The following is a 20037-nucleotide window of genomic DNA, read 5'->3' on the forward strand; positions in this document are numbered from 1 at the left end:
AGCGTGACCGGGTCGGTTGAAAACGGGGGCGGCAGCGTGGCCGCGGTTCGCGCCGCGGTCACAGGCTGCGCCGACCGCCCCGCGATCATAACCCGGCATGCCGAACTCGACTGGGGCGGCACGCTGGAGAGCGCGGCCCGCATCGCCGGCGCGTTGCGGTCGCTGGGTGTCGGGCGCGGCGACCGGGTGGCGATCCTGGCGGCGAACGACGGCCTCTATGTACAGCTTTATCTGGCGATCCCCTGGATCGGGGCCGTGCTGACGCCTTTGAACTGCCGGTGGAGCGTGGCGGAAAATGCCTTTGCCCTGGCCGATTGCCGACCCGCGCTGATGATCGTGGGCGAAGGGTTCGAACAGGCGGCGCAGGACGCGATCGCGCGAAGCGGGCTTTCGCTTCCAGTCGTTTCGTCCGGCGCGCTGCGCCCCGAATGGGTACCGGCCAGCGAGTTTTCGGGACACGCGCCCGTCCCCCCCGAACAGGTGGACGGCGATGCACTGTGGGGCATTTTCTATACGGGCGGGACCACCGGCCGCGCCAAGGGGGTCATGCTCAGCGGAGCGAACGTCGCCGGCAACTCGCAAACCGTGCGCACGCTTGGCGTGTTTCCCGATGGTTGTCGTGCGCTCATCGTGGCGCCGCTCTTTCACCTCGCCGGCGCATCGGCGCTCATGTCGACGATGCTCGCCGGGGGCGCCGCGGTCGTTGCGCCGGGCTTCCATCCCGCCGAAACGCCGCGGCTGATCGCCGACAAGGGCGTCACCGACGCCTTTCTGGTTCCGGCGATGATCCGGATGGTCCTTGACGATCCGGGTTTCGATCCGGGCCTGCTGTCGGGCGTGCAGCGGATTCTCTATGGCGCCTCGCCGATGTCGGAGGCGTTGCTCGACCGCATCACGGCCGCAGCCCCGCACGCCCAATTCTACCAGGCCTATGGCATGACGGAAACCTCCGCGGCGGCGACGCTCCTCACCCCGGAGATGCACCGGGGCGAGAATCGCCGGACGGGCAAGCACCGCAGCGCCGGCCGGGCGATCCCCGGCACCGAGGTGCGTGTCGCCGACCCGGCCGGCCGCCCCGTCGCGGCGGGCGATGTCGGCGAGATATTGGTCCGCGGACCGGGCGTCATGCTCGGCTATTGGGAGCAGCCCGAGACGACGGCCGCTGTGCTGGCCGACGGCTGGATGCACACCGGGGACGGCGGATATCTGGACGAAGGCGGATCGCTGTTCGTCGTCGACCGGATGAAGGACATGATCGTTTCGGGCGGCGAGAACGTCTATTCCGCCGAGGTCGAAGCCGTGCTCGACAGTCACCCGGCCGTCGCGCAGTGCGCCGTGATCGCGGTACCGGACGCCCGCTGGGGCGAGCGCGTCCATGCCGTCGTCGTCTTCCATCCCGACACGGACGCCGGCGAAGACGAACTGGGGGCGCACTGCCGGAACAGCATCGCCGCCTATAAATGCCCGAAATCGTTCGAGTTCGTCCCGGCCCTGCCGCTGTCCGCCGCCGGCAAGGTGCTGAAGGCCGAGCTGCGGGCGCGGCATTGGGCGGGGCAGTCGTCCAACGTCTCCTGACCGATTTTCATCATTTTTTTCAAGGAAGTGAACCGATGAAGAATGTGTGCGTCGCCGGTGTCGGCATGATCCCCTTCACCAAGCCGAGCCAGGCCGAGGACTGGGACGTGATGGCCGAAAAGGCGGTTCGGCTCGCGCTGGCCGATGCCGGGATCGGCTATGGCCAGGTCGAGCAGGCCTATGCCGGTTACGTCTATGCCGATTCGACCGCGGGCCAGTCCGCGCTGTACCGCGTCGGCATCACCGGCATTCCGATCGTCAACGTCAACAACAATTGCTCGACCGGGTCGACCGCGCTGTATCTCGCGCGGCAGATGGTGGCGTCGGGGGCCGCCGACTGCGTCCTCGCCGTCGGGTTCGAGCAGATGAATCCGGGCGCCATCGGCATGATCTTCAACGACCGGAAACGGGTGATGGACCTGCACCAGTCGGTGCAGGAGGAGATTCAGGGCGTGGCCGAAGGCGTGCCCTTCGCCGCCCAGCAGTTCGGCGGCGCCGGCGTCGATTATCAGCAGCGTTACGGCATCGGCGACGAGGTTTTCGGGATGATCGCGGTGAAGGCGCGGCGGCACGCGGCGGGCAATCCGCTGGCGCTGTTCCGCGATCCGCTGACGCTGGAAGAGGTCATGGCCGCCAAGCCGCTCTACGGCCCGGTCACGCGGCTCCAGGCCTGCCCGCCGACCTGCGGCGCGGCCGCGGCGATCCTCGTTTCGCCGGCTTTCGCGGCGCGGCACGGTCTCGATGCGTCGGTGGAGATCGTCGCGCAGGCGTTGACGACCGACACCGCCGCCGCCTTCGAAAACCGATCGATGATGAGCGTTGTCGGCTACGACATGTCGAAGGCCGCCGCCGACCAGGTCTATGCGGCGGCGTCGATCGGCCCCGACGACGTCGACGTGGTGGAACTGCACGACTGTTTCACGCCCAACGAGCTCATCACCTATGAGGCGCTCGGCCTGACCGCGGAAGGCACCGCCGAGCGCTATATCCGCGACGGCCAGAACAGCTATGGCGGCAAGCATGTCGTCAATCCGTCGGGCGGCCTGCTGTCCAAGGGGCACCCGCTCGGCGCGACCGGCCTCGCCCAATGCTATGAACTGACGCACCAGCTTCGCGGTACGGCCGAACGCCGGCAGGTCGAAGGCGCGCGCGTCGCGCTCCAGCACAATATCGGGCTGGGCGGCGCCTGCGTCGTCACCCTGTACCGAAAGGCCGGCGCGGCATGATCGATCGCGAAAAGCATATCGGGCAGGCGTCCGAACCCCGCACGGTGGAGGTCGAGCGCGGCTTCCTGCGCTTCTTTGCGGAGGCGACCGGGGAAACCGATCCCGTCTATTTCGACGATGCGGCTGCGCTGGCCGCCGGGTTCCGGGCCCTCCCGGCACCGCCGACCTACCTCTTCTCGCTCAACATGGCCGTCCCCGCGAAAATCGGTGCGGTCCTCGATCCGGTGAACGGGATGGGCGTCGATATGAGCCGCATTCTGCATGGCGAACAGAGCTTCACCTATCACCGCCCGATCTGCGCGGGCGACCACCTGACCTTGGTGACGACGACCCGGGACATCTACGCCAAGAAGGGCGGGGCACTGGAATTCGTCGTTCAGGACACCACGGCGCACGACGAGAACGGCGTGCTCGTGGCGGAAATGGAAAGTGTGACGGTGGTGCGCAATGGCTGAGTCTCTCGCAGTGGGCACCATATTGCCCGAACTCGTTCGCGGTCCGATCGATCGCACCACCCTCGCATTGTTCGCGGGCGCCAGCCACGATCATGTCCGGCTCCACATCGACAGCGACTATGCCCGCGACGCCGGGATGGGCGACGTCTTCGCGCACGGCATGCTGTCGATGGCCTATCTTGCGCAGGCGCTGCGCAGCTGGGCGCCGCAGGATCGCATCCGGCGCTGGAACGTGCGGTTCACCGCGATCACCCCGCTCTACGCGACGGTCCGCTGCACCGGCGAGGTGCTGGAGGAAATCGAGATGGACGGCGAGCGCGCCCTGCGCATCGCGATCGCCGCCTTCATCGACGACGGTACGCAGACGCTCGCGGGCGAAGCGCTGGTCGCGGTCGCTTGAAACAACAAGGAAGACGGATATCATGGCATTGAAACTGGAAGGCAAGGTTGCGCTCGTATCGGGATCGGGACGCGGCATCGGCCGCGCGGTCGCGCTGAAGCTGGCTTCGGAAGGCGCGGCCGTCGTCGTCAACGATCTCGACGAGGCGCCGGCGCTCGAAACGATCGCAGCGATCGAGGCCGCGGGCGGCCGCGCGGCGGCGTGCATCGGCAATGTGACCGCGCCCGATTTCGGTGAGCGCTTCGTCCAGACGGCGCTCGACCGGTTCGGCGGCCTGCATATCATCGTCAACAATGCGGGCTACACGCGCGACGCCGTGATCCAGCGGCAGAGCGACGAGCAGTTCCAGGCGATGCTGGACGTGCACACCGTCGCGCCGTTCCGCATCCTGCGCGCCGCTGCCGAGCCGATCCGGCTGTTCGCCAAGCAGGAGGCGGCAGAAGGCCGCGAGGTCATCCGCAAGGTCGTCAACATCTCGTCGATCGCCGGCACGAACGGCAATGCCGGACAGGTCAATTATTCGGCCGCCAAATCGGCGCTGATCGGCATGACCAAGACGATGTCGAAGGAGTGGGGGCGCTATAAGGTCTGCGTGAATTGCGTCGCCTTCGGCTTCATCGAGACGCGGCTGACCAAACCTAATGACGATCCGGATTCGCGCATCGGCATCGAAGGACAGGAAATCCAGGCGGGCGTCCCCCGCCAGATGCTGGAGATGCTGAAGACCGCGGTTCCGCTGGGCCGGGCGGGCCTGCCCGAGGAAGCGGCCGGCGGCGTCTATCTGATGTGCGCGCCGGAGAGCGATTATGTCAGCGGTGAAATCCTGTTGGTCGGCGGCGGCGTCAGTCTCTAGTCATCCTGGGCCGGGCGTCGGGAGAAAGAGGGTGAAGGATCGATTCCGCGTGGCGCTGCCAAACCTCGAAAGGACAGTATGATGATCAGATCGATAGCCGCAGCCATTCATGCGGGCTGCCGGTTCGAACTCAGGCAGTCGCGCTTGGCGTTGACGATGTCGCTGGGTGCCCTGGCGGTCGCCAGCTTCACCCCATCGGCCATGGCCGCTTCCCATTCGCAGCGCGGACAGGACGCCAGTGCGTGTTTCTGGTTTGGGCCGTATGTCAAAGACAATCCGGGATTCAATGTCGGCTTCCCCGATACCGGAGCGGCATATTGGTCGGCGAACATCGCCATGCCGGTCGGGTCGAAGATCGTGCTCAGGGGGCAGTACGCACATGCCCGCTACCAATCGGTCAGCGCCTACGAAGCAAATGGCGCGGCGCTTGATTCGCTGACCGACTACCAGATTGCCCCCGACCGGGGCTCGCGTAACCCCTTCCTTCCCGGCGAACGGCGAACGAGTGAGAAGAATCGATCATTCACCGTGGAAATCCGGAACGAAGCCGTCCCTGCCTCAGATCGGGCATCCAACACATTATATGCGAAGGCATCAGCGAGCGATCGGCAAATCCTGATCTTCCGCCTGTATGTTCCCGACAAGAACCGAGACCTGACCGGCGGCGTGGGACTGCCGGTCCCGGAACTCGTGCTCGCCGATGGACGCCGTATGACCGGCAAGGCCGCTTGCGCCGCGCTCAACGTCGCGGCGGAGATCGTACCGATCCCGATACCCACTAAGGCGCAGTACGCGGCGCTTCGCGACCGGCCCGGCGCGCCGGATGGTTTCCCGGCCCAGAATCCGCCGATATTCCATGCCTTCTATAATCCGAAGTTCCGGACGTCGTGCCTGTACAGCCTGAATCCGGGGGTCGACTGTCGTCCCGCCACGGCCCCGGCGCGCGCTGGCGGCCTCTACCCGAACATCGACAACAATTATATCGCTGCCTATTTGAGCCGCCGCTACGGAAAGGTACTCGTGTTCCGGGGGAAATTGCCGACGGTGCCGACAACCTACAACCGCAACCCGCGGTCGTCGGAGGGGCAGTTGCGCTACTGGTCGATCTGCCAGACCGAGAGCATCGCAACAACCCGGACCACCTCCTGCCTATACGACGAGCAGGTTCCCATCGATAGCGATCGCAACTATGTGATCGTCAGCAGCCTCGACAGCGACCGTCCCAAGAATGCAACCGCGAAATGCGGCGTTGGCTTCCTGTCATGGTCTGCCGTCGGCGACGGGGCAGGTCATCTCGACGACGCCTATATATATGTGCGCAACTTGCTTCCTTCGTCCAGTTTCTCCCATGCGAACCAGAATACGAAGCTGCCGGGCGATGAGGCGGCGGTGCTGGGCGATTACCTCCCCCGGGGGGAGTATATGAGCATCGAGGAGTTCGAGAAAATGGGGTGCCCGGCCAGTCGCGACGAGCGCTAGCGGGGTATGGCCGACCTGTAATGGCGCAAGGCTGCATGCGCGCTACACGCCGAGGGCGCCAAGGCAGTCGTGGTCCGCCGCCGCGGCGGCAAATCGTCCGGCGACCGCGATGTTGTTTTCCTCGGACTGCATCTCGACCGGGTTCACGGTCCAGAAGAACAGGCCGTAGGCATCGTGCAGGATATAGTCTTCCCATGCCGTCCGCAGCGCGATCGCGGGGCCGCCGAGTGCGTGCAGTTCGGTCAGATAGTCCTGCAGGAGATCGCGCTCGCAATGCCGTCTGTCGTCGATGCTCAGGGTCGAGCCGACGAGATAGTTCACGTCATGCGCCCACGACCCGCGCGCCAGCGTCTGCCAGTCGTAGAAGCCCAGCGCTCCCTCCTCGTCGATATAGGTGTTCCCGATATGCGGATCGCCGTGGAGCAGGCAGAATGGTTCCGTCAGATGCGATTGCCGCAGCCTGTCGAGCGCCGCGCCCATTCGCGCGACGTCGCGCGCAAAGGCGGGAAGCTGGGCCGCGCGCGGCAGCGTCATGATTTTCGCCCAGGTCACCGGCTCGCGCTGCCGCGCTTCGTGCCCGCCGCCCGGCAGGGCGGGGCCGAGGCTGGTGATGGTGTCGAGGAACGCCCCGTTCCACCATCTGGCGTGGATTTTCGCCAGTTGCCGCAACCCGCTGCGCACCGCGTCGACCGCCACTGTTTCGGTGGCGAGGTTGAAATGGATGTCCCGCAGCGTAAGGTCTTCCATGACGATGACCGACTGGCCGGACGCGTCGAATTCGGCGAAAAAAGCCTGCGGACAGCGCATGCCGAGTTCGGGCTGGAGCGATTTGTAAAAGACCGCCTCGTTGATGTAGCGGCCCCGCGGCATCAGATATTCGCTGTTCGGCGAATAGGCGCCCTTGACGCAGACCGATGCGGGCAGGGGGCGGTCGGGGGTGCCGCCCTCGGCGACGATTTCCATGAGCATCTTGGTCCCGGTGCCCTGGATGACGAGGGTGGGTTTCGCCGCATGCACCCTGGCCGCGGGCGCGTGGGTCCGCAGCGCCTGCTGCATCCAGTCGGCGGTGAAATCGTCGAGCGTCTTGGGAAGTGCGAATGCTGCCATCTGTCCGTCCTTGAAAATCATGCCGCCGTGCCGGGTCTTCCCGGGCCGTCGCGGTCGGCGAGAATCATGTCGGCCGCCTTTTCGCCGATCATGATGGCGGGGGCGTTCGTGTTGCCCGAGATGAGCCGGGGCATGATCGACGCGTCGGCGACGCGGAGACCCTCGACGCCCCGGACGCGCAGCCGCGGGTCGAGCACGGCGAGGGCGTCGTCGCCCATCCGGCATGTTCCGACCGGGTGATAGAGCGACGTCCCGCTGGATCTGGCATAGTCGAGAAGCTCGGCATCGGTCTCGGTTCCGGCGCCGGGCCGCAATTCGCTCTCGATATAGGGCCGCAGGGCGGGTTGCGACGCGATGGCGCGCGCCCAGCGCAGGCCCTGGACGGTGACGGACCGATCCTCGGCCTCGGCCAGATAGTTGGGCGCGATGGCGGGATGATCCCGCGGATCGGACGACCGGATCGTCACCGAACCCCGCGACTGCGGCCGCATGTGATAGGCGGAAAAGGTCATGCCGGGCTGGCGTTCGAGCGTCATCGCGATGAACCGCTTGCGCCCCATCGCCGCCAGGTCGGCGGTCGCGGGCAGGATGTGGAACTGGATATCGGGCGTCTCCAGCTCCGGCCGTGACTTGCAGAAGGCGCCGACCGCCGCCGCCGCGAAGGTCAGAAGGCCGCGGCGCCGGAGCGCATAGCGGGCGATCTGGCCCGCAAGCCGTATCCCTTGCGTCAGCTCGTTGACCGACTTCACGCCGGGACGCAGCCGAAAGGCGGTGGCCACGCCGAAATGATCCTGCAGATTCCGGCCGACCTGCGGACTGTGGAAAACGGGTCGGATCCCGAGGGCGCTCAGCAGGCTGGCGTCGCCGATGCCGGAAAGCTGAAGCAGCTGCGGCGAGTTGATCGCGCCCCCGGCGAGGATGATTTCGCGGCGCGCCCGAATCCTGTGGATCGCGCCATGCGCCGAATATTCCACGCCGACCGCTCGCCCGCCCTCGAAGAGTATCCGCAAGGCGAGCGCATTGGTCCGCACGTCGAGATTGGGGCGCGTCATCACCGGGTGGAGGTAGGCGACCGCGGCGGAACATCGCCGGCCGTTCCGCGTGGTCTGCTGATACCAGGTCGCGCCTTCCTGTTCGGCGCCGTTGATGTCGTCCCGCCGCGGTATTCCAGCCTGCTGGCAGGCATCGAGCAAGGCTTCGCCGACCGCGAATCTTTCGCGCTGGTCGCCGACATGCAGCGGCCCGCCGACGCCGTGCCATTCGTCCTCGCCATTCTCCTGGTCTTCGGCGCGCCGGAAATAGGGGAGCACATCCTCCCACGACCAGCCGGTGCATCCGAGCTGACGCCAATGGTCATAGTCCTGCGGCTGGCCCCGGACATAAATCATGCCGTTGATGGACGATGTGCCGCCGAGCACCTTTCCGCGCGGCCAGGAATAGACGCGGTTTCCGGTGGACGGGTCGGGCTCGGTGCGGAAGTTCCAGTTGACCTTCGGGTCCGCGAGCGTCTGGGCATAGCCGGCCGGAACGTGGATCATCAGGTTCGACAGCCACTGCCCGGCGTTGCGATGCGGCCGGTCGTCTCCCCCCGCCTCGAGAAGGACGACGCGGTCGTCGGGGCGGGCGGACAGCCGGTTGGCGAGCACGCACCCGGCCGATCCCGCGCCGACAATCACATAATCCGCAACCGCAGGCTCCATCGGCGGGCACCCGTTCCAACCCGGCCGCCCGTCGCGACCGTTTCACACATCACCTTGGCCGAAAAAAAGGTATGACACAATACGATATTGTTCTAGACTAAATCGGGATGCTACGATAAATCCCGTTTCCGAAACGGCGAAAACGCCGGCGGAGCCTGGTGGAGAGGAGAGCCATGAAGGCCATTGTCGATGTCGGGAAATGTAGCGGACATGCGCGCTGCGTCGCGGTCGCGCCGCATGTCTTCGTGCTCAATTCGGACGGTTACAACGAACGGGCGATCAACCCTGTGCCCGCCGGACATGAGGTAGAGGGGCGCCGCGGCGCCCGCGCCTGTCCGGAACGGGCGATCCGCATCGTCGAAGACGGCGAAGAGGCGGAGGCGGGCCGGTGAGTGGCGGATGCCCGTCGCGGCCCGACATCGCGCCGGACATGGTGCGGCGCTGGGATCTGGCGCGCGAAACCGAAGCGGTCGGCTGCCCCTTCGTTGCCGCCAGCAAGCTGCACGACGGCCCCGACATCTTCTTCAACCTTTCGGACGACCTGAGGAACGTCGACGGCGGAAGCTGGATCGTCACGCGCGCCGACCTGCAACGCGAGGTCCTCCAGAAATCCGAACTCTTCTCCAGCCGCGGCATTTCGGGATTCTCGGCCATATTGGGCGAAAGCTGGCCGCTGATGCCCGTCGAGCTCGATGCGCCCGATCACATGCGGTACCGCAAGCTGATCAACCCGCTCTTTTCGCCGCGGCGCATGGACGAGATCGAGGCCGGCGTGCGCGAATCCGCGATCGAACTGATCGAGGCGGTCCGGCATCGCGGCGGATGCGAATTCATGACCGCCTATGCCCGCGAACTGCCCGTCAACGTCTTCCTCCGGCTGATGGGGCTGCCGCTGGCAGAGGTCGATACCTTCCGGAAATGGGAGGACGAGATGATGCACAGCGACGATGTCGCGGTTCGCGCCGGCGCCGCGCATGCGCTCAAGGCCTATCTGCTCGACATCATCGGCCGCCGCCGCGCCGAGCCGACCGACGATCTGATCAGCCATCTGGTCACCGCGACGCTCGACGATCGGCCGCTCGACGACGATGCTGTCCTCGGCCTGTGCTTCTTCCTCTATATCGCGGGGCTCGACACGGTGGCGGCCACGCTGAGCTTCATCTTCGCGACATTGGCGGAGCAGCCCGACCTCCAGAATCGCCTGCGATCGACGCCGGCCGAGATTCCCGAGGCGGTGGAGGAACTGATCCGCGCCTTCGGCACGGTGGTGACCAGCCGCTATCTGACCGAGGACACGGTGTTCCACGGCGTCGCCATGCGCAAGGGGGACAGGGTGATCACGCCGCTCGGCGTCGCATCGCGCGACCCCGCCGAATATGAGGACGCCAACACGCTGAACATCGACCGGCTGAGCACGCGGAACATCTCCTTCGGGGCGGGGCCGCATCGCTGCATCGGATCGCATCTGGCGCGGCGCGAGATCACGCTCACGCTCGAGGAATGGCTCGCGCGTATCCCCGAGTTCCGGCTGGCGCCGAACGGCAAGCCCGTTCCCAACGTCGTCACCGTCTGGGGCCACGACACGCTGCAGCTCGAATGGTGAGCCCGGACCGGTCCATGCGCCGGCGCGGCCGGATCGCTTGCCGCGGGTTGCCGGGAGCCCCCGAACGGCCGGAGTACGACCTTTGAACGATCACCGGCGGATCGCCCCCGTGGCGCGGCCCGACGCGCTCTATATCGACGGGGCGTGGACGCGCGCCTCGACGGGCCGGCGGATCGCGGTCGCGGATGCGGCCACCGCAACAGTCTTCATGGAGGTGGCCGAGGCCGGAACCGACGACATCGCGCTGGCTGTGCGGGCGGCGCGGGAGGCATTCGACGCGGGCCCCTGGACGCAGATGACTCACGACGAGCGGGCCGCTTATCTTCGCGCGATCGCGGACCGGCTGGAGGGGCGGCTCGCCGACCTCAAGTCGCTCTGGATCGCGGAGACGGGCATCACGACCACGCATGCCGACCGGGTCATGCCTTCGATCCCCGACGGCTTTCGCTCCTATGCCGGCCTCGCCGACAGCTTTCCCTTCAGCGAGGAGCACGCCTCCTCCGTGGGCGGCCGTGCCTTGCTCCTGCGCGAGCCCGTCGGCGTCGTCGCCGCGATCATTCCCTGGAACGCGCCCGTTTCGATGATCATGCACAAATGCGCGCCGGCGCTTCTCGCCGGCTGCACGATCGTCCTGAAGGCGTCGCCGGAAGCGCCGGGCGCCGCCTATATCTTTGCCGAAATCTGCGACGAGGTGGGGTTGCCCCGCGGCGTGGTCAACATGGTCACCGCTGACCGGCACGCGTCCGATGCCCTGGTGCGCGACCCGCTGGTCGACAAGATATCGTTCACCGGATCGACCGAGGTAGGCCAGCATATCGGCGCGGTGTGCGGTTCCCGCGTCGCGCGCTGCACGCTCGAGCTGGGGGGGAAGTCCGCCGCGATCGTTCTCGACGATTTCGACATAGGGCAGGCGGCCGCCACGATCGCCGGCGGCGCCACCTTCCTCTCCGGCCAGGTGTGCGCTGCGCTGACGCGGGTGGTCGTCCGCCGCGACCGGCACGATGCCATGGTGGAGGCGCTCCGTTCGGCTTTCGAAACCGTCCGGGTCGCCGATCCCTTCGATCCTGCGACGGGCATGGGGCCGGTGGCGAGCGAGCGGCAGCGCGCGCGGATCGAGCAATATGTCGAAGGGGCGGTTGCGGAGGGCGCCACGCTGGCGTGCGGCGGCGCGCGTCCCTCCAACGGCCTGGACGGCTTTTTCGTGGCGCCGACGGTGTTCGGCCATGTATCGAACGCCATGACGATCGCGCGCGAGGAGGTGTTCGGGCCGGTGCTTTCGGTCATTCCCTGCGCCGACGAACGCGAGGCCGTCGCGCTCGCGAACGACAGCCTGTACGGGCTGAACGCCGCCGTGTTCACCGCTTCCGCCGACCGCGCCCTCGACGTGGCCCGGCAGATTCGCGCCGGCAGCGTCGGGCATAATGGTTCGCGGCCCGATTTCGGCATCGCATTCGGCGGCTTCAAGCGATCGGGAATCGGTCGCGAAGGCGGCGCGGAGGGCCTGCGGTCGTTCCTCGAAACGAAGACGGTCGTTTTGGCGCCCTGAACGGACGCTCGGCCGAATTAAGAATGCTTCGATAACGTATTGACACATACCATATGTAACGATACATATCTGTCGAACAAATAAGGAAGCGGGGAGTCCCGCACCGAATGGGAGGGACGGAAGATGGGTTCCAAGATAGTTGCGCTCGTTGCGGGCTGCTCGATATTCGGCCTCGCCGGTGGGCAGGCCTGGGCCCAGGATGCGTCGCCGGCGGACAGCGCGCCGACCGACGCCGGCGCGCGCGCCGACCAATATGGCTATGACTCGCAGGACATCGTCGTCACCGCCCGCAAGCGCGAGGAATCGCTGAGCAAGGTGCCGGTGGCGGTTTCCGCATTTTCGGGCGCGAAGCTCGAGGAAACCGGGATCAAGTCGGCGCTCGACATCGGCAATTTCACCCCCGGCCTCCGCGTGGCGCAGAGCCTTCAGGCGGACAGCAGCGCGGTCTTCACCCTCCGCGGCCAGGCGGCGAGCGAAATCCAGCTGACCTTCGACCAGCCGGTCGGCGTCTATGTCGACGGCGTCAACTATCCGCGCGTCTATGGCCTGTCGGCCGCCTTTTTCGACCTCGACCGCATCGAGGTGCTGAAAGGGCCGCAGGGAACCCTCTATGGCCGCAACACGACGGGCGGCGCGATCAACCTCGTTTCGAAGAACGCCGATTACGACGGCGAGCACGGCTATATCTTCGCCGAGTTGGGCAACCATGCCAGCCGCCGGGTCAACGGCGCGATGAATGTCGAACTCGTCGACGACAAGCTCGCGGCGCGCATCGCCTTCCAGAACTGGACCCGCGACGGCTACGGGACATCGCGCATCACCGGTCAGGATGTCGGCGGCAACAAGAACCAGACCTATATTCGGGGGTCGCTGCAATTCGACCCGACGAGCAATCTGTCGATCGGCCTGAAGGCCGACGTCCTGCGCATTCGGGAAAACGGCCCGCTGCTCACCCCGCGCTTCTACCTCCCGATGACGAACGCCGACCAGCAGGTCGCGATCGACCTGGGGCTCGACCCGACATTGCCGGCGAGCATCACGGCGGCGCGCGCCGCCCTGCAGGACGCGGTGAATCGCGGAACCGCGGACTTCTTCACGTCCGACATCAACGACAAGCAATTCGACGATCTGGATGCGGTGTCGGTCGGGCTGACCATCGCCTACGACATCAGCGACGCGGTCAGCATCAAATCGATTTCGGGCTTCCGCCGGTTCAAGAACGATCGTCAGATGGACCTCGACGGCACCCGCTTCAATCTGCTGCTCTATGGCGCCGACAGCCCGGGGCCGAACTATTTCCCGCCGTACGCGCTGGTCAAGGACCGGCTGTTCACGCAGGAGCTGAACCTCACCGGCGAGGCGGGGCCGCTGACCTGGCTGGTCGGCGGGTTCGTCAGCGACGAGAAGGGCGACGATTCGTCGACGAACAATCTGTGGGCGGACCAGATCCGCGTCGTGCAGGGGAACCCCTATACGATCAACCAGACCCATGTGATCGACATCATCAACCGCAGCTGGTCGATCTTCACCCAGAACGACGTGCGGCTGTCCGACCGGATCACGCTGACCGGCGGGCTCCGCTACAACCGCGAGACGAAGGGGCTGACCCAGCTCAACAATCGTTTCGCGCCCTCGACGGGCCTCTATCAGTGCAACACGACCTCGACCGCCGTCGTTACCGATCCGATGCAATGCGCCGTCACGCGCCGGGCGACCTTCGAAGGCTGGTCGTGGCTCGCCAGCATCAGCAACCAGATCACCGACGACGTGCTGCTCTATGCGAAGATTTCGCAGGGCTTCAAGGGCGGCGGCTTCGACACCCGGCCGATCGCTCCGCCGTTCCAGCCGGAAAAGGCACGCGAGATCGAAGTAGGGATGAAGGGACGGCTGCTGGACGGCCTGCTGCGCACCAATATCGCCGCCTATACGACGCGCTATTCGAACAAGCAGGAAACCGCGATCGTTCCGGTCGGCAACGTCAACACCGTGCTGACGACCAACGCCGCGCGTGCGCGGATACGCGGCTTCGAGGCCGATGTGACGCTGCAGCCCGCGCAGGGCCTGTCGCTCGGCGGCACGGTGGCCTATCTGGACGGCAAGTATAACTCCTATCCGACCGCGCTGAACCGGCTCAATCAGGTCGTCGACGCCAGCGGCGAACATTTCCCGAATCCGCCCTGGACCTATACGTTGAACGCCCGGTATCAGTTCTTTGCGCCCAATGCGCGCATCGCGATGCAGGCCGACTGGTCGTGGGCAGCCGGCGCCCGGCCGACCCCCCGCCTCGTCGATCAGGCCCTTCCCGTCGCGCTCGTCGACGAACTGGTCCGCAGCGACGTCGGCCTGCTCAACCTGCGCCTCGATTACACGATCGAATCGGCCGACGTCACGATCGCCCTGTTCGCGACGAACGCGCTCAACAAGAAATATCAGATACTGGGCTCGACCCGCGCCGGCGGTGGCGGACCCCAGCTGGCCGTGACGCGGGAACCGCGCATGTTCGGGATCTCGTTCCGCAAGTCGTTCGGCGGGGAATAGGCCGACCGGATGCGGCTCGACCGGGCGGCCCCCGATTTCCGGCGGCCGCCCTTTTTCGGTTGCCCGGCGCGGCCCGGGCGGCAGGATGGCGTGGCAAGCTGACAAGGAATCGCGCGTGGACAGGTCAAGCAAGTGGTTTCCCTATCTGGCACTGACCGCACTCGTGCTGGCCGAATTGTCTGCATCCTACGAAACGAGCATGGTGTTCGCCGCCTTGCCGACCCTGCTGCGCGAATTTCCCGATCCGATCGGGGTGAGTTGGCTCGTCACCGGCTATCTTGTCGGCTCGGCCGCCTTCGCGGCGGTCTGCGCGCGCCTTGGCGACCTGTATGGAAGGGCGCGCATCCTCGTCATCATGCTCATGCTCTCCGCCATCGGCTCCGCGATGGCCGCATGGGCGCCGACGCTGGCATGGCTGATCGCCGGCCGGGCATTGCAGGGATCGGCAGGCGCGGTGCTGCCGCTCTGCTTCGGCCTGGCGCGCCTGCACCTTCCGGCGCCGATGCTGCCGATCGGGATCGGCGTACTCGCGGGGACGGCGTCGCTGGGCGCCGGCCTGGGATTTCTGGCTGGCGCGATCATCGTCGATCATATCTCATGGCGCTGGATGTTCGCCCTCAGCTTCGGTCTCGCTCTCGCCGGTGCGGCCATCGCGGCGTGCTTCTTTCCGCTGCGCGGCGCGGGGGCACGGCCGCAGGGCGATCTCGACGTACTCGGCGGCATCCTCTTCGTTCCCGGCGTGGTGGGGATATTGCTGGCGGCGACCGACGCGTTCCGCTGGGGCGTGCTCGATCCGCGCAGCCTGGCCCTCGGCGTCGCGGCGCTGGGCGTGCTCGCGCTCTGGGCGCGCTACGAGCTCCGGCATCCGGCGCCGCTGATCGACATCCGCCTTCTGGCGCGCCGGGAGATTCTGCTGGCCAACGGCGTCTTTTCGATGTGCGCCTTCGGCGCGATGCAGACCACGATCATCGTGACGATGCTCGTGCAGCAGCCGACATGGACCCTCGTCGGGCTGGGCGCGACCGCGACGGCCGCCGCGCTCGTCAAATTCCCGGCCTATGCCGTGGGCACCGTCGGCTCGCCCTTCGGGGGATTGCTGACGAGCCGGATCGGCGGCCGCGGCGCGGCGATATGGTCGGCGTCGATCATGACCGGCGGATTGCTCGCCCTTCTGGCCGACCACTCCTCGATCGCGATACTGCTGGCATTCGGGATCGTGATCCAGATCGGGATATCGATGCTCTATGCGACCGTCGGCAACATCATCGTCCTCGCCGCGCCCACCGACCGGACGAGCGAGGCGGCCGGCCTGTCGAGCGTCCTCCGCGCGATCTTCCAGGCGATCGGCTCGCAGGTCGTGCTGCTTACCCTCGCATCGTCGACGATCGCCCTCGAAGCGGGCGGAAGCCCCGCCTATCCCGACGGGCGTGCCTATGTCCTGGCGCTGATCATCATGGCGGCGGCGGGGGTGGCGGCGATCGCGATGGCCGCCGCACTGAAGAAGGAAGCGGCCGCGCCCCGTCCGGCCGCGGCGTAGCGCCGCTTATTCGGGGTCTTCGTTCGCCAGTTCGAGCAGGTTCGATTTCACGGTCTGCAGCGACTGCAGCAGATTGTCCCGATCCTCGGCCTTCACGTTGCGCAGGATGCGCTCGCTCAGCGGGCGCAGCCGCTGACGCATCGCCCGGATCGCCTGCCGGCCCTTGTCGGTCACATAGACGCGCCGGACGCGCCGGTCGACGGGGTCGTCGCTCCGGCTGATCAGGTCGGAGGCCTCGAGCCCGTCGAGAATCCCGCCCAGCGCTGCCTTGCCGACGCTCAGCACCGCGGCGAGTTCGACCTGGCTCAGCCCGTCCTCCGCCCCCAGGCGCGCGAGCACCCATGCATGCGACCGGGTGACGCCCAGGGGTTTCATATCCTTGTCGAACACGACCCGTCGCAGACGCGCGACGTCGTGCATCAGAACCCCCAGTTCGACGTCCCACTGGTCATATTTTTCGGAATGGCGTGTCATTTGTTCTCCGGCCATCTGTTTCGTATTCAAGCATACTTCATCGCGCAATCCCATTTGGTCAAGGGGCGTGTCCCGCAAAATCGGCCTTGCCACCCGATTTCGTATGGTATAGAACCATACTAGTTCGACGGTGGAGAGGAAATCATGCCCGAATTTAAAGAGATCAAGGTCGAAATCGACGGTCCGGTCGCCACGATCTCCTTCAATCGCCCGGAGCGGCTGAACGCGCTCAACGAAACCATGCACGTCGAACTGCTCGACGCGCTGGCCGAGCTGGACCCGGGCGATGCCGTGCGGGTGATCCGGCTGAAGGGCGAGGGCCGGTCCTTCTGCGCCGGCGGCGACATGGGCCAGATTTATGACAAATATCTCGAGGAATCGCCCCCGAAGGGCGCGAATGCGGCCGATCTCGGCGAGGCGCAGCTGTGGCGCGACCGCGTCTGGCTGCGGACGCTGGCCGACCGGCATCTTCATCTGTGGAGCTATCGCAAGCCCGTGGTCGCGCAGGTGCACGGCTATTGCCTTGGCGCCGGCATCGAACTCATCGGTTCCTGCGACCTCATCTTCTCCGCCGAAAGCGCGCGGTTCGGGCACCCGCCCTCGCGCGCGCACGGCATCCCGGTCACGATCGGCCAGTGGCCGCTCAAGATCGGTTCGATCAAGGCGAAGGAGCTGCTGTTCACCGGCGACATGATCGGTGCCGCCGAGGCCGAACGGCTCGGGATGATCAACGCGGCGGTGTCGGACGATGCGCTCGATGCGCACGTCATGGCGATGTGCCGCAAGATCGCGAACGTTCCGCTCGATGCGCTGACGACGGTCAAGCATCTCGTGAACCGCTGGGACGAGATCGGCGGGCTGCGGACCGCGGTCTATGCCGGCGCGGACTATAACGCGATGTACCACACGACGCCCGCTTTCGACCGCTTCATCGAGATCGCGGCGAAGGACGGCGTGAACGCGGCGATCGCCTGGCGCGACGCGCCGTTCAAGCAAGCCGAATCCTGAACGCGGCCCGCGACGCCGCTTCCGTCAATCCTGGCCGAGGTATCGAACATGCACGATGACGCCCTGGCTCGCGAAAGCGAGCCCTCGATAGCCGATATTCTTACCGCCGCCGGATATCCGGCCGGAATCCGCTTTGCCGACATCGTCGCGAAGATCGCGGCGGCGCCGGCCGACCGGCTGGCGATCGAATATGAGGACCGGCGGATCAGCTATGGCGAGGCGGCGAAGGCGATCGGCGGCATCGCCCGCCTGCTCGAAAGCCGGGGGATCGGGCGCGGCGATCATGTCGGCTACATGTTCCGGGGGCACCCGCACGCCCTGTACACGCTTCTCGCGACCACGCTGATCGGCGCGGTGCTGTGCCCGATCAACTATCAGATGAGCGGCGCGCTGCTGACCCGGCTGTTCGAACGCTATCGCCTTTCGCTGGTGATCGCTGACGAAGCCTGCTTCGAAGCGGCGTGCGAAGCCGCCGCGGCGGCCGCCTCGCCGCCGGCCGTCCTCGATGGCCATGGCCCCGAATTCTGCGCCGCGGTCGACGCGGGGCACGGCGTGGCGCCCTTTCTGGCGCGCGATTATCCGGCGAGCACCGATCCCGCCCTGATCATGGGCACATCGGGAACCACGGGCGAGGCGAAGGGAGTCGTCCTTGGCCAGTCATGGGCGGGCGGCGGCCTGATCGCGGCGCGCAAATGGGGCTGTTTCGACCATCCGCCGAAAGTCTATATCGCCCTGTCCTGGGGCTATACGGCGGCGGTGTGGCAGACGTGCATCGCCTTCGCGCTCGGCGGCTCGGTGGTCATCCCCCCGCGCTTCAGCGCCAGCCGGCTCTGGCAGGATTTCCATGACCGGAAATGCGATCATATCCACCTGATGGGCACCATGCCGCGCATGTTGCTGAACCAGCCGAAAAAGCCGGAAGACGGCGCCCACGGCAGGATCGTCGTCACGTCGGCGGCGATGCCGGCCGATGCCTGGGTGCCGTTCGAGGAGCGGTTCAATGCGCAGATCTTCGAATGCTATTCCTCGGTGGATTCGGGCGGGTGCTGGATGACCAACGACGGAAGCGCGCCGCCGGGATCGGTCGGCAGGCCGTGGAAGGAATATGAGGCGCGTATCGTCGACGACGACGACCGCGACGTTCCGGATGGGGAGATCGGCGAACTCATCATGCGCGCGCGCGATTTCGCGCCGGTCGTCACCTACTTCAACGACCCCGAGGCGTCGGCGGAGAAGGTGCGCGGCGGATGGGTGCATTTCGGCGACTATTTCCGCCGCGACGCCGAAGGCCATTACTGGTTCGTCGAACGCAAGCGCGACCTGATCCGGCGGCGCGCGATGGGCATCGCGCCCAGCGAGATAGAGACGGTGATCCGCCAGATGCCGGGTGTCGCGGAGTGCAGCGCGATCGCGGTGCCTTCGGAGCTGGGGGAAGACGAGGTGAAGCTTGTGATCGTGAAAGACAGCGGATCGGCCATCGCGCCGGCCGACATCGCCGCCTATTCGGCGGAGACGCTGCCGACCTACATGATGCCGAAATATATCGAGATTGTCGACGAACTGCCGCGCACGTTCGGCAGCGAGCGGGTGCAGCGGTTCAAGCTGCGCGAGGCCTGGAACAGCCCCGGAACGTGGGACGTTTCCGCAGCCGGGTATCTGGGCGCATGAGCGGCGCGGGCATCACCGCCGCCGTCGGCGCGGACGCGATTTCGCTCGCCGGACGCCATGTCGTCGTCACCGGCGGCGGGCGCGGGGTCGGCCGGGCGATCGCCGAAGGCGTCCTGGCGCTCGGAGCGAGCGTGACGGTCGTCGACCGCGACCCCGCGGGGCTGGAGGAACTGGAGGCGCAGCATGGCGCCCGGCTGATGGGCGCGGTCGCCGACGTGGTGGACGAGGCGGCCGCCGCACGATGCGTCGACGCCACGCTGGAGCGCTTCGGACGCATCGACGGCCTCGTCAACAACGCCGGAATCCTGCGCCCGGCGCTGATCGAGAAGATGACGATGCAGCAGTGGCGCGAGGTCATCGATGTCCACCTGACCGGCACCTTCATCTGGACGCAGCTCGTCGGCGAGCACATGCTGGCGCGCGCCGAGGCGGGACATCCCGGCGGGGCGATCGTCAACATCTCGTCGGACGCCGGTCGAACGGGAACGGTCGGACAGCTCAACTATGCCGCCGCGAAAAGCGGGCTCCTCGGCATGACGATGGCGACCGCGCGCGAATGGGGGCGTTTCGGCGTGCGGTGCAACAGCGTCGGCTTCGGCGTGATCGAAACCGCGATGACCGAGACGATACGCGGCGAGCGATTCGGGGCCGCGACGCTCGCCCGCATCCCGCTGGGGCGCTGGGGGCAGGTCGAGGAGGCGGCGCATCCCGTCTGCTTCCTGCTGTCCGATGCCGCATCCTACATCACCGGCCAGCATCTTTTCGCGAATGGCGGCATGTTCATCAGTCTCGCATGATGGATCCCGCATTGCGCCGAATAGGCGGCATTCCAGAGTCGATAACGCGCGTGCCCGGTCAGGCCGCAGGG

The 20037-nt window shown here is 66.6% G+C and carries 17 protein-coding genes; 14 read left to right on the top strand and 3 right to left on the bottom strand.

Going from position 1 to position 20037, the window contains the following annotated elements:
• The first annotated feature begins 3 nt into the window (after window positions 1-3).
• The 6 genes from C3E99_RS01595 to C3E99_RS01620 all read left to right on the top strand — a co-directional run bounded on the left by C3E99_RS01595 (window position 4) and on the right by C3E99_RS01620 (window position 5988).
• Window positions 4-1575: an AMP-binding protein gene (locus C3E99_RS01595; protein WP_158682044.1), complete on the top strand. Its 1572-nt coding sequence runs from the start codon at window positions 4-6 to the stop codon at window positions 1573-1575.
• Window positions 1576-1610: 35 nt separating this feature from the next.
• A complete protein-coding gene (locus C3E99_RS01600) occupies window positions 1611-2801 on the top strand; it encodes a lipid-transfer protein (protein WP_076074016.1) in 1191 nt (396 codons plus the stop codon).
• Window positions 2798-3256 (top strand): MaoC family dehydratase N-terminal domain-containing protein, encoded by a 459-nt coding sequence (locus C3E99_RS01605; RefSeq protein ID WP_076074019.1) that lies wholly within the window; start codon window positions 2798-2800, stop codon window positions 3254-3256. The genes C3E99_RS01600 and C3E99_RS01605 overlap by 4 nt, the downstream gene beginning before the upstream one ends.
• Window positions 3249-3656 carry a MaoC/PaaZ C-terminal domain-containing protein gene (locus C3E99_RS01610; RefSeq protein WP_076074021.1) on the top strand — a complete coding sequence of 136 codons (408 nt, stop codon included), beginning with the start codon at window positions 3249-3251 and terminating at the stop codon, window positions 3654-3656. The genes C3E99_RS01605 and C3E99_RS01610 overlap by 8 nt, the downstream gene beginning before the upstream one ends.
• Window positions 3657-3678: 22 nt before the next feature.
• Window positions 3679-4509, top strand: a complete 831-nt coding sequence (locus tag C3E99_RS01615; protein WP_067105201.1) for an SDR family NAD(P)-dependent oxidoreductase — start codon at window positions 3679-3681, stop codon at window positions 4507-4509.
• A 78-nt stretch (window positions 4510-4587) separates the two neighbouring features.
• A complete protein-coding gene (locus tag C3E99_RS01620; RefSeq protein WP_104959320.1) occupies window positions 4588-5988 on the top strand; it encodes a hypothetical protein in 1401 nt (466 codons plus the stop codon).
• Between the two features lie 42 nt (window positions 5989-6030).
• On the opposite strand, the gene C3E99_RS01625 is transcribed toward C3E99_RS01620, so the two are convergent.
• Window positions 6031-7095 (bottom strand): phosphotransferase, encoded by a 1065-nt coding sequence (locus tag C3E99_RS01625; protein WP_076074026.1) that lies wholly within the window; start codon window positions 7093-7095, stop codon window positions 6031-6033.
• 17 nt (window positions 7096-7112) lie between these two features.
• The gene (locus C3E99_RS01630; protein ID WP_076074029.1) at window positions 7113-8795 is read right to left on the bottom strand and encodes a GMC family oxidoreductase; all 1683 of its coding nucleotides are present in this window, start codon (window positions 8793-8795) and stop codon (window positions 7113-7115) included.
• Window positions 8796-8968: 173 nt separating this feature from the next.
• On the opposite strand from C3E99_RS01630, the gene C3E99_RS01635 reads away from it, so the two are divergent.
• The 5 genes from C3E99_RS01635 to C3E99_RS01655 all read left to right on the top strand — a co-directional run bounded on the left by C3E99_RS01635 (window position 8969) and on the right by C3E99_RS01655 (window position 16019).
• On the top strand, window positions 8969-9187 hold the full coding sequence (locus C3E99_RS01635) for a ferredoxin (RefSeq protein ID WP_067105197.1): 219 nt from the start codon (window positions 8969-8971) through the stop codon (window positions 9185-9187).
• Window positions 9184-10398 carry a cytochrome P450 gene (locus tag C3E99_RS01640; RefSeq protein ID WP_067105196.1) on the top strand — a complete coding sequence of 405 codons (1215 nt, stop codon included), beginning with the start codon at window positions 9184-9186 and terminating at the stop codon, window positions 10396-10398. The genes C3E99_RS01635 and C3E99_RS01640 overlap by 4 nt, the downstream gene beginning before the upstream one ends.
• A gap of 82 nt (window positions 10399-10480) precedes the next feature.
• Window positions 10481-11944 carry an aldehyde dehydrogenase gene (locus C3E99_RS01645; protein WP_076074034.1) on the top strand — a complete coding sequence of 488 codons (1464 nt, stop codon included), beginning with the start codon at window positions 10481-10483 and terminating at the stop codon, window positions 11942-11944.
• A gap of 123 nt (window positions 11945-12067) precedes the next feature.
• The gene (locus C3E99_RS01650; RefSeq protein WP_104959321.1) at window positions 12068-14482 is read left to right on the top strand and encodes a TonB-dependent receptor; all 2415 of its coding nucleotides are present in this window, start codon (window positions 12068-12070) and stop codon (window positions 14480-14482) included.
• A 115-nt stretch (window positions 14483-14597) separates the two neighbouring features.
• Window positions 14598-16019 (top strand): MFS transporter, encoded by a 1422-nt coding sequence (locus C3E99_RS01655; protein WP_158682045.1) that lies wholly within the window; start codon window positions 14598-14600, stop codon window positions 16017-16019.
• A gap of 6 nt (window positions 16020-16025) precedes the next feature.
• Here C3E99_RS01655 and C3E99_RS01660 read toward each other — a convergent pair whose 3' ends face one another.
• Window positions 16026-16493, bottom strand: a complete 468-nt coding sequence (locus C3E99_RS01660; RefSeq protein ID WP_076074042.1) for a MarR family winged helix-turn-helix transcriptional regulator — start codon at window positions 16491-16493, stop codon at window positions 16026-16028.
• Between the two features lie 144 nt (window positions 16494-16637).
• Here C3E99_RS01660 and C3E99_RS01665 point away from each other — a divergent pair, with 144 nt between their 5' ends.
• From C3E99_RS01665 to C3E99_RS01675, 3 genes are read left to right on the top strand one after another with little or no spacing between them, the layout of a single operon-like run.
• Window positions 16638-17501 carry an enoyl-CoA hydratase-related protein gene (locus tag C3E99_RS01665; RefSeq protein WP_067181310.1) on the top strand — a complete coding sequence of 288 codons (864 nt, stop codon included), beginning with the start codon at window positions 16638-16640 and terminating at the stop codon, window positions 17499-17501.
• 48 nt (window positions 17502-17549) lie between these two features.
• Complete coding sequence (locus C3E99_RS01670; protein WP_076074045.1) at window positions 17550-19169, top strand: AMP-binding protein; 1620 nt, start codon at window positions 17550-17552, stop codon at window positions 19167-19169.
• Complete coding sequence (locus C3E99_RS01675) at window positions 19166-19966, top strand: SDR family NAD(P)-dependent oxidoreductase (RefSeq protein ID WP_076074047.1); 801 nt, start codon at window positions 19166-19168, stop codon at window positions 19964-19966. The genes C3E99_RS01670 and C3E99_RS01675 overlap by 4 nt, the downstream gene beginning before the upstream one ends.
• The last annotated feature ends 71 nt before the right edge of the window (window positions 19967-20037 follow it).

The sequence above is a fragment of the Sphingopyxis sp. MG genome (assembly GCF_002953155.1).
Taxonomy (GTDB): Bacteria; Pseudomonadota; Alphaproteobacteria; order Sphingomonadales; family Sphingomonadaceae; genus Sphingopyxis; species Sphingopyxis granuli.

Excerpts from the sequence above, each read along its gene's own strand:
- C3E99_RS01630 (WP_076074029.1), bottom strand. The coding sequence starts at position 8,795 with ATGGAGCCTGCGGTTGCGGATTATGTGATTGTCGGCGCGGGATCGGCC.
- C3E99_RS01660 (WP_076074042.1), bottom strand. The coding sequence starts at position 16,493 with ATGACACGCCATTCCGAAAAATATGACCAGTGGGACGTCGAACTGGGG.
- C3E99_RS01665 (WP_067181310.1), top strand. The coding sequence starts at position 16,638 with ATGCCCGAATTTAAAGAGATCAAGGTCGAAATCGACGGTCCGGTCGCC.
- C3E99_RS01600 (WP_076074016.1), top strand. The coding sequence starts at position 1,611 with ATGAAGAATGTGTGCGTCGCCGGTGTCGGCATGATCCCCTTCACCAAG.
- C3E99_RS01620 (WP_104959320.1), top strand. The coding sequence starts at position 4,588 with ATGATGATCAGATCGATAGCCGCAGCCATTCATGCGGGCTGCCGGTTC.
- C3E99_RS01650 (WP_104959321.1), top strand. The coding sequence starts at position 12,068 with ATGGGTTCCAAGATAGTTGCGCTCGTTGCGGGCTGCTCGATATTCGGC.
- C3E99_RS01605 (WP_076074019.1), top strand. The coding sequence starts at position 2,798 with ATGATCGATCGCGAAAAGCATATCGGGCAGGCGTCCGAACCCCGCACG.
- C3E99_RS01635 (WP_067105197.1), top strand. The coding sequence starts at position 8,969 with ATGAAGGCCATTGTCGATGTCGGGAAATGTAGCGGACATGCGCGCTGC.
- C3E99_RS01670 (WP_076074045.1), top strand. The coding sequence starts at position 17,550 with ATGCACGATGACGCCCTGGCTCGCGAAAGCGAGCCCTCGATAGCCGAT.
- C3E99_RS01610 (WP_076074021.1), top strand. The coding sequence starts at position 3,249 with ATGGCTGAGTCTCTCGCAGTGGGCACCATATTGCCCGAACTCGTTCGC.
- C3E99_RS01675 (WP_076074047.1), top strand. The coding sequence starts at position 19,166 with ATGAGCGGCGCGGGCATCACCGCCGCCGTCGGCGCGGACGCGATTTCG.
- C3E99_RS01615 (WP_067105201.1), top strand. The coding sequence starts at position 3,679 with ATGGCATTGAAACTGGAAGGCAAGGTTGCGCTCGTATCGGGATCGGGA.
- C3E99_RS01625 (WP_076074026.1), bottom strand. The coding sequence starts at position 7,095 with ATGGCAGCATTCGCACTTCCCAAGACGCTCGACGATTTCACCGCCGAC.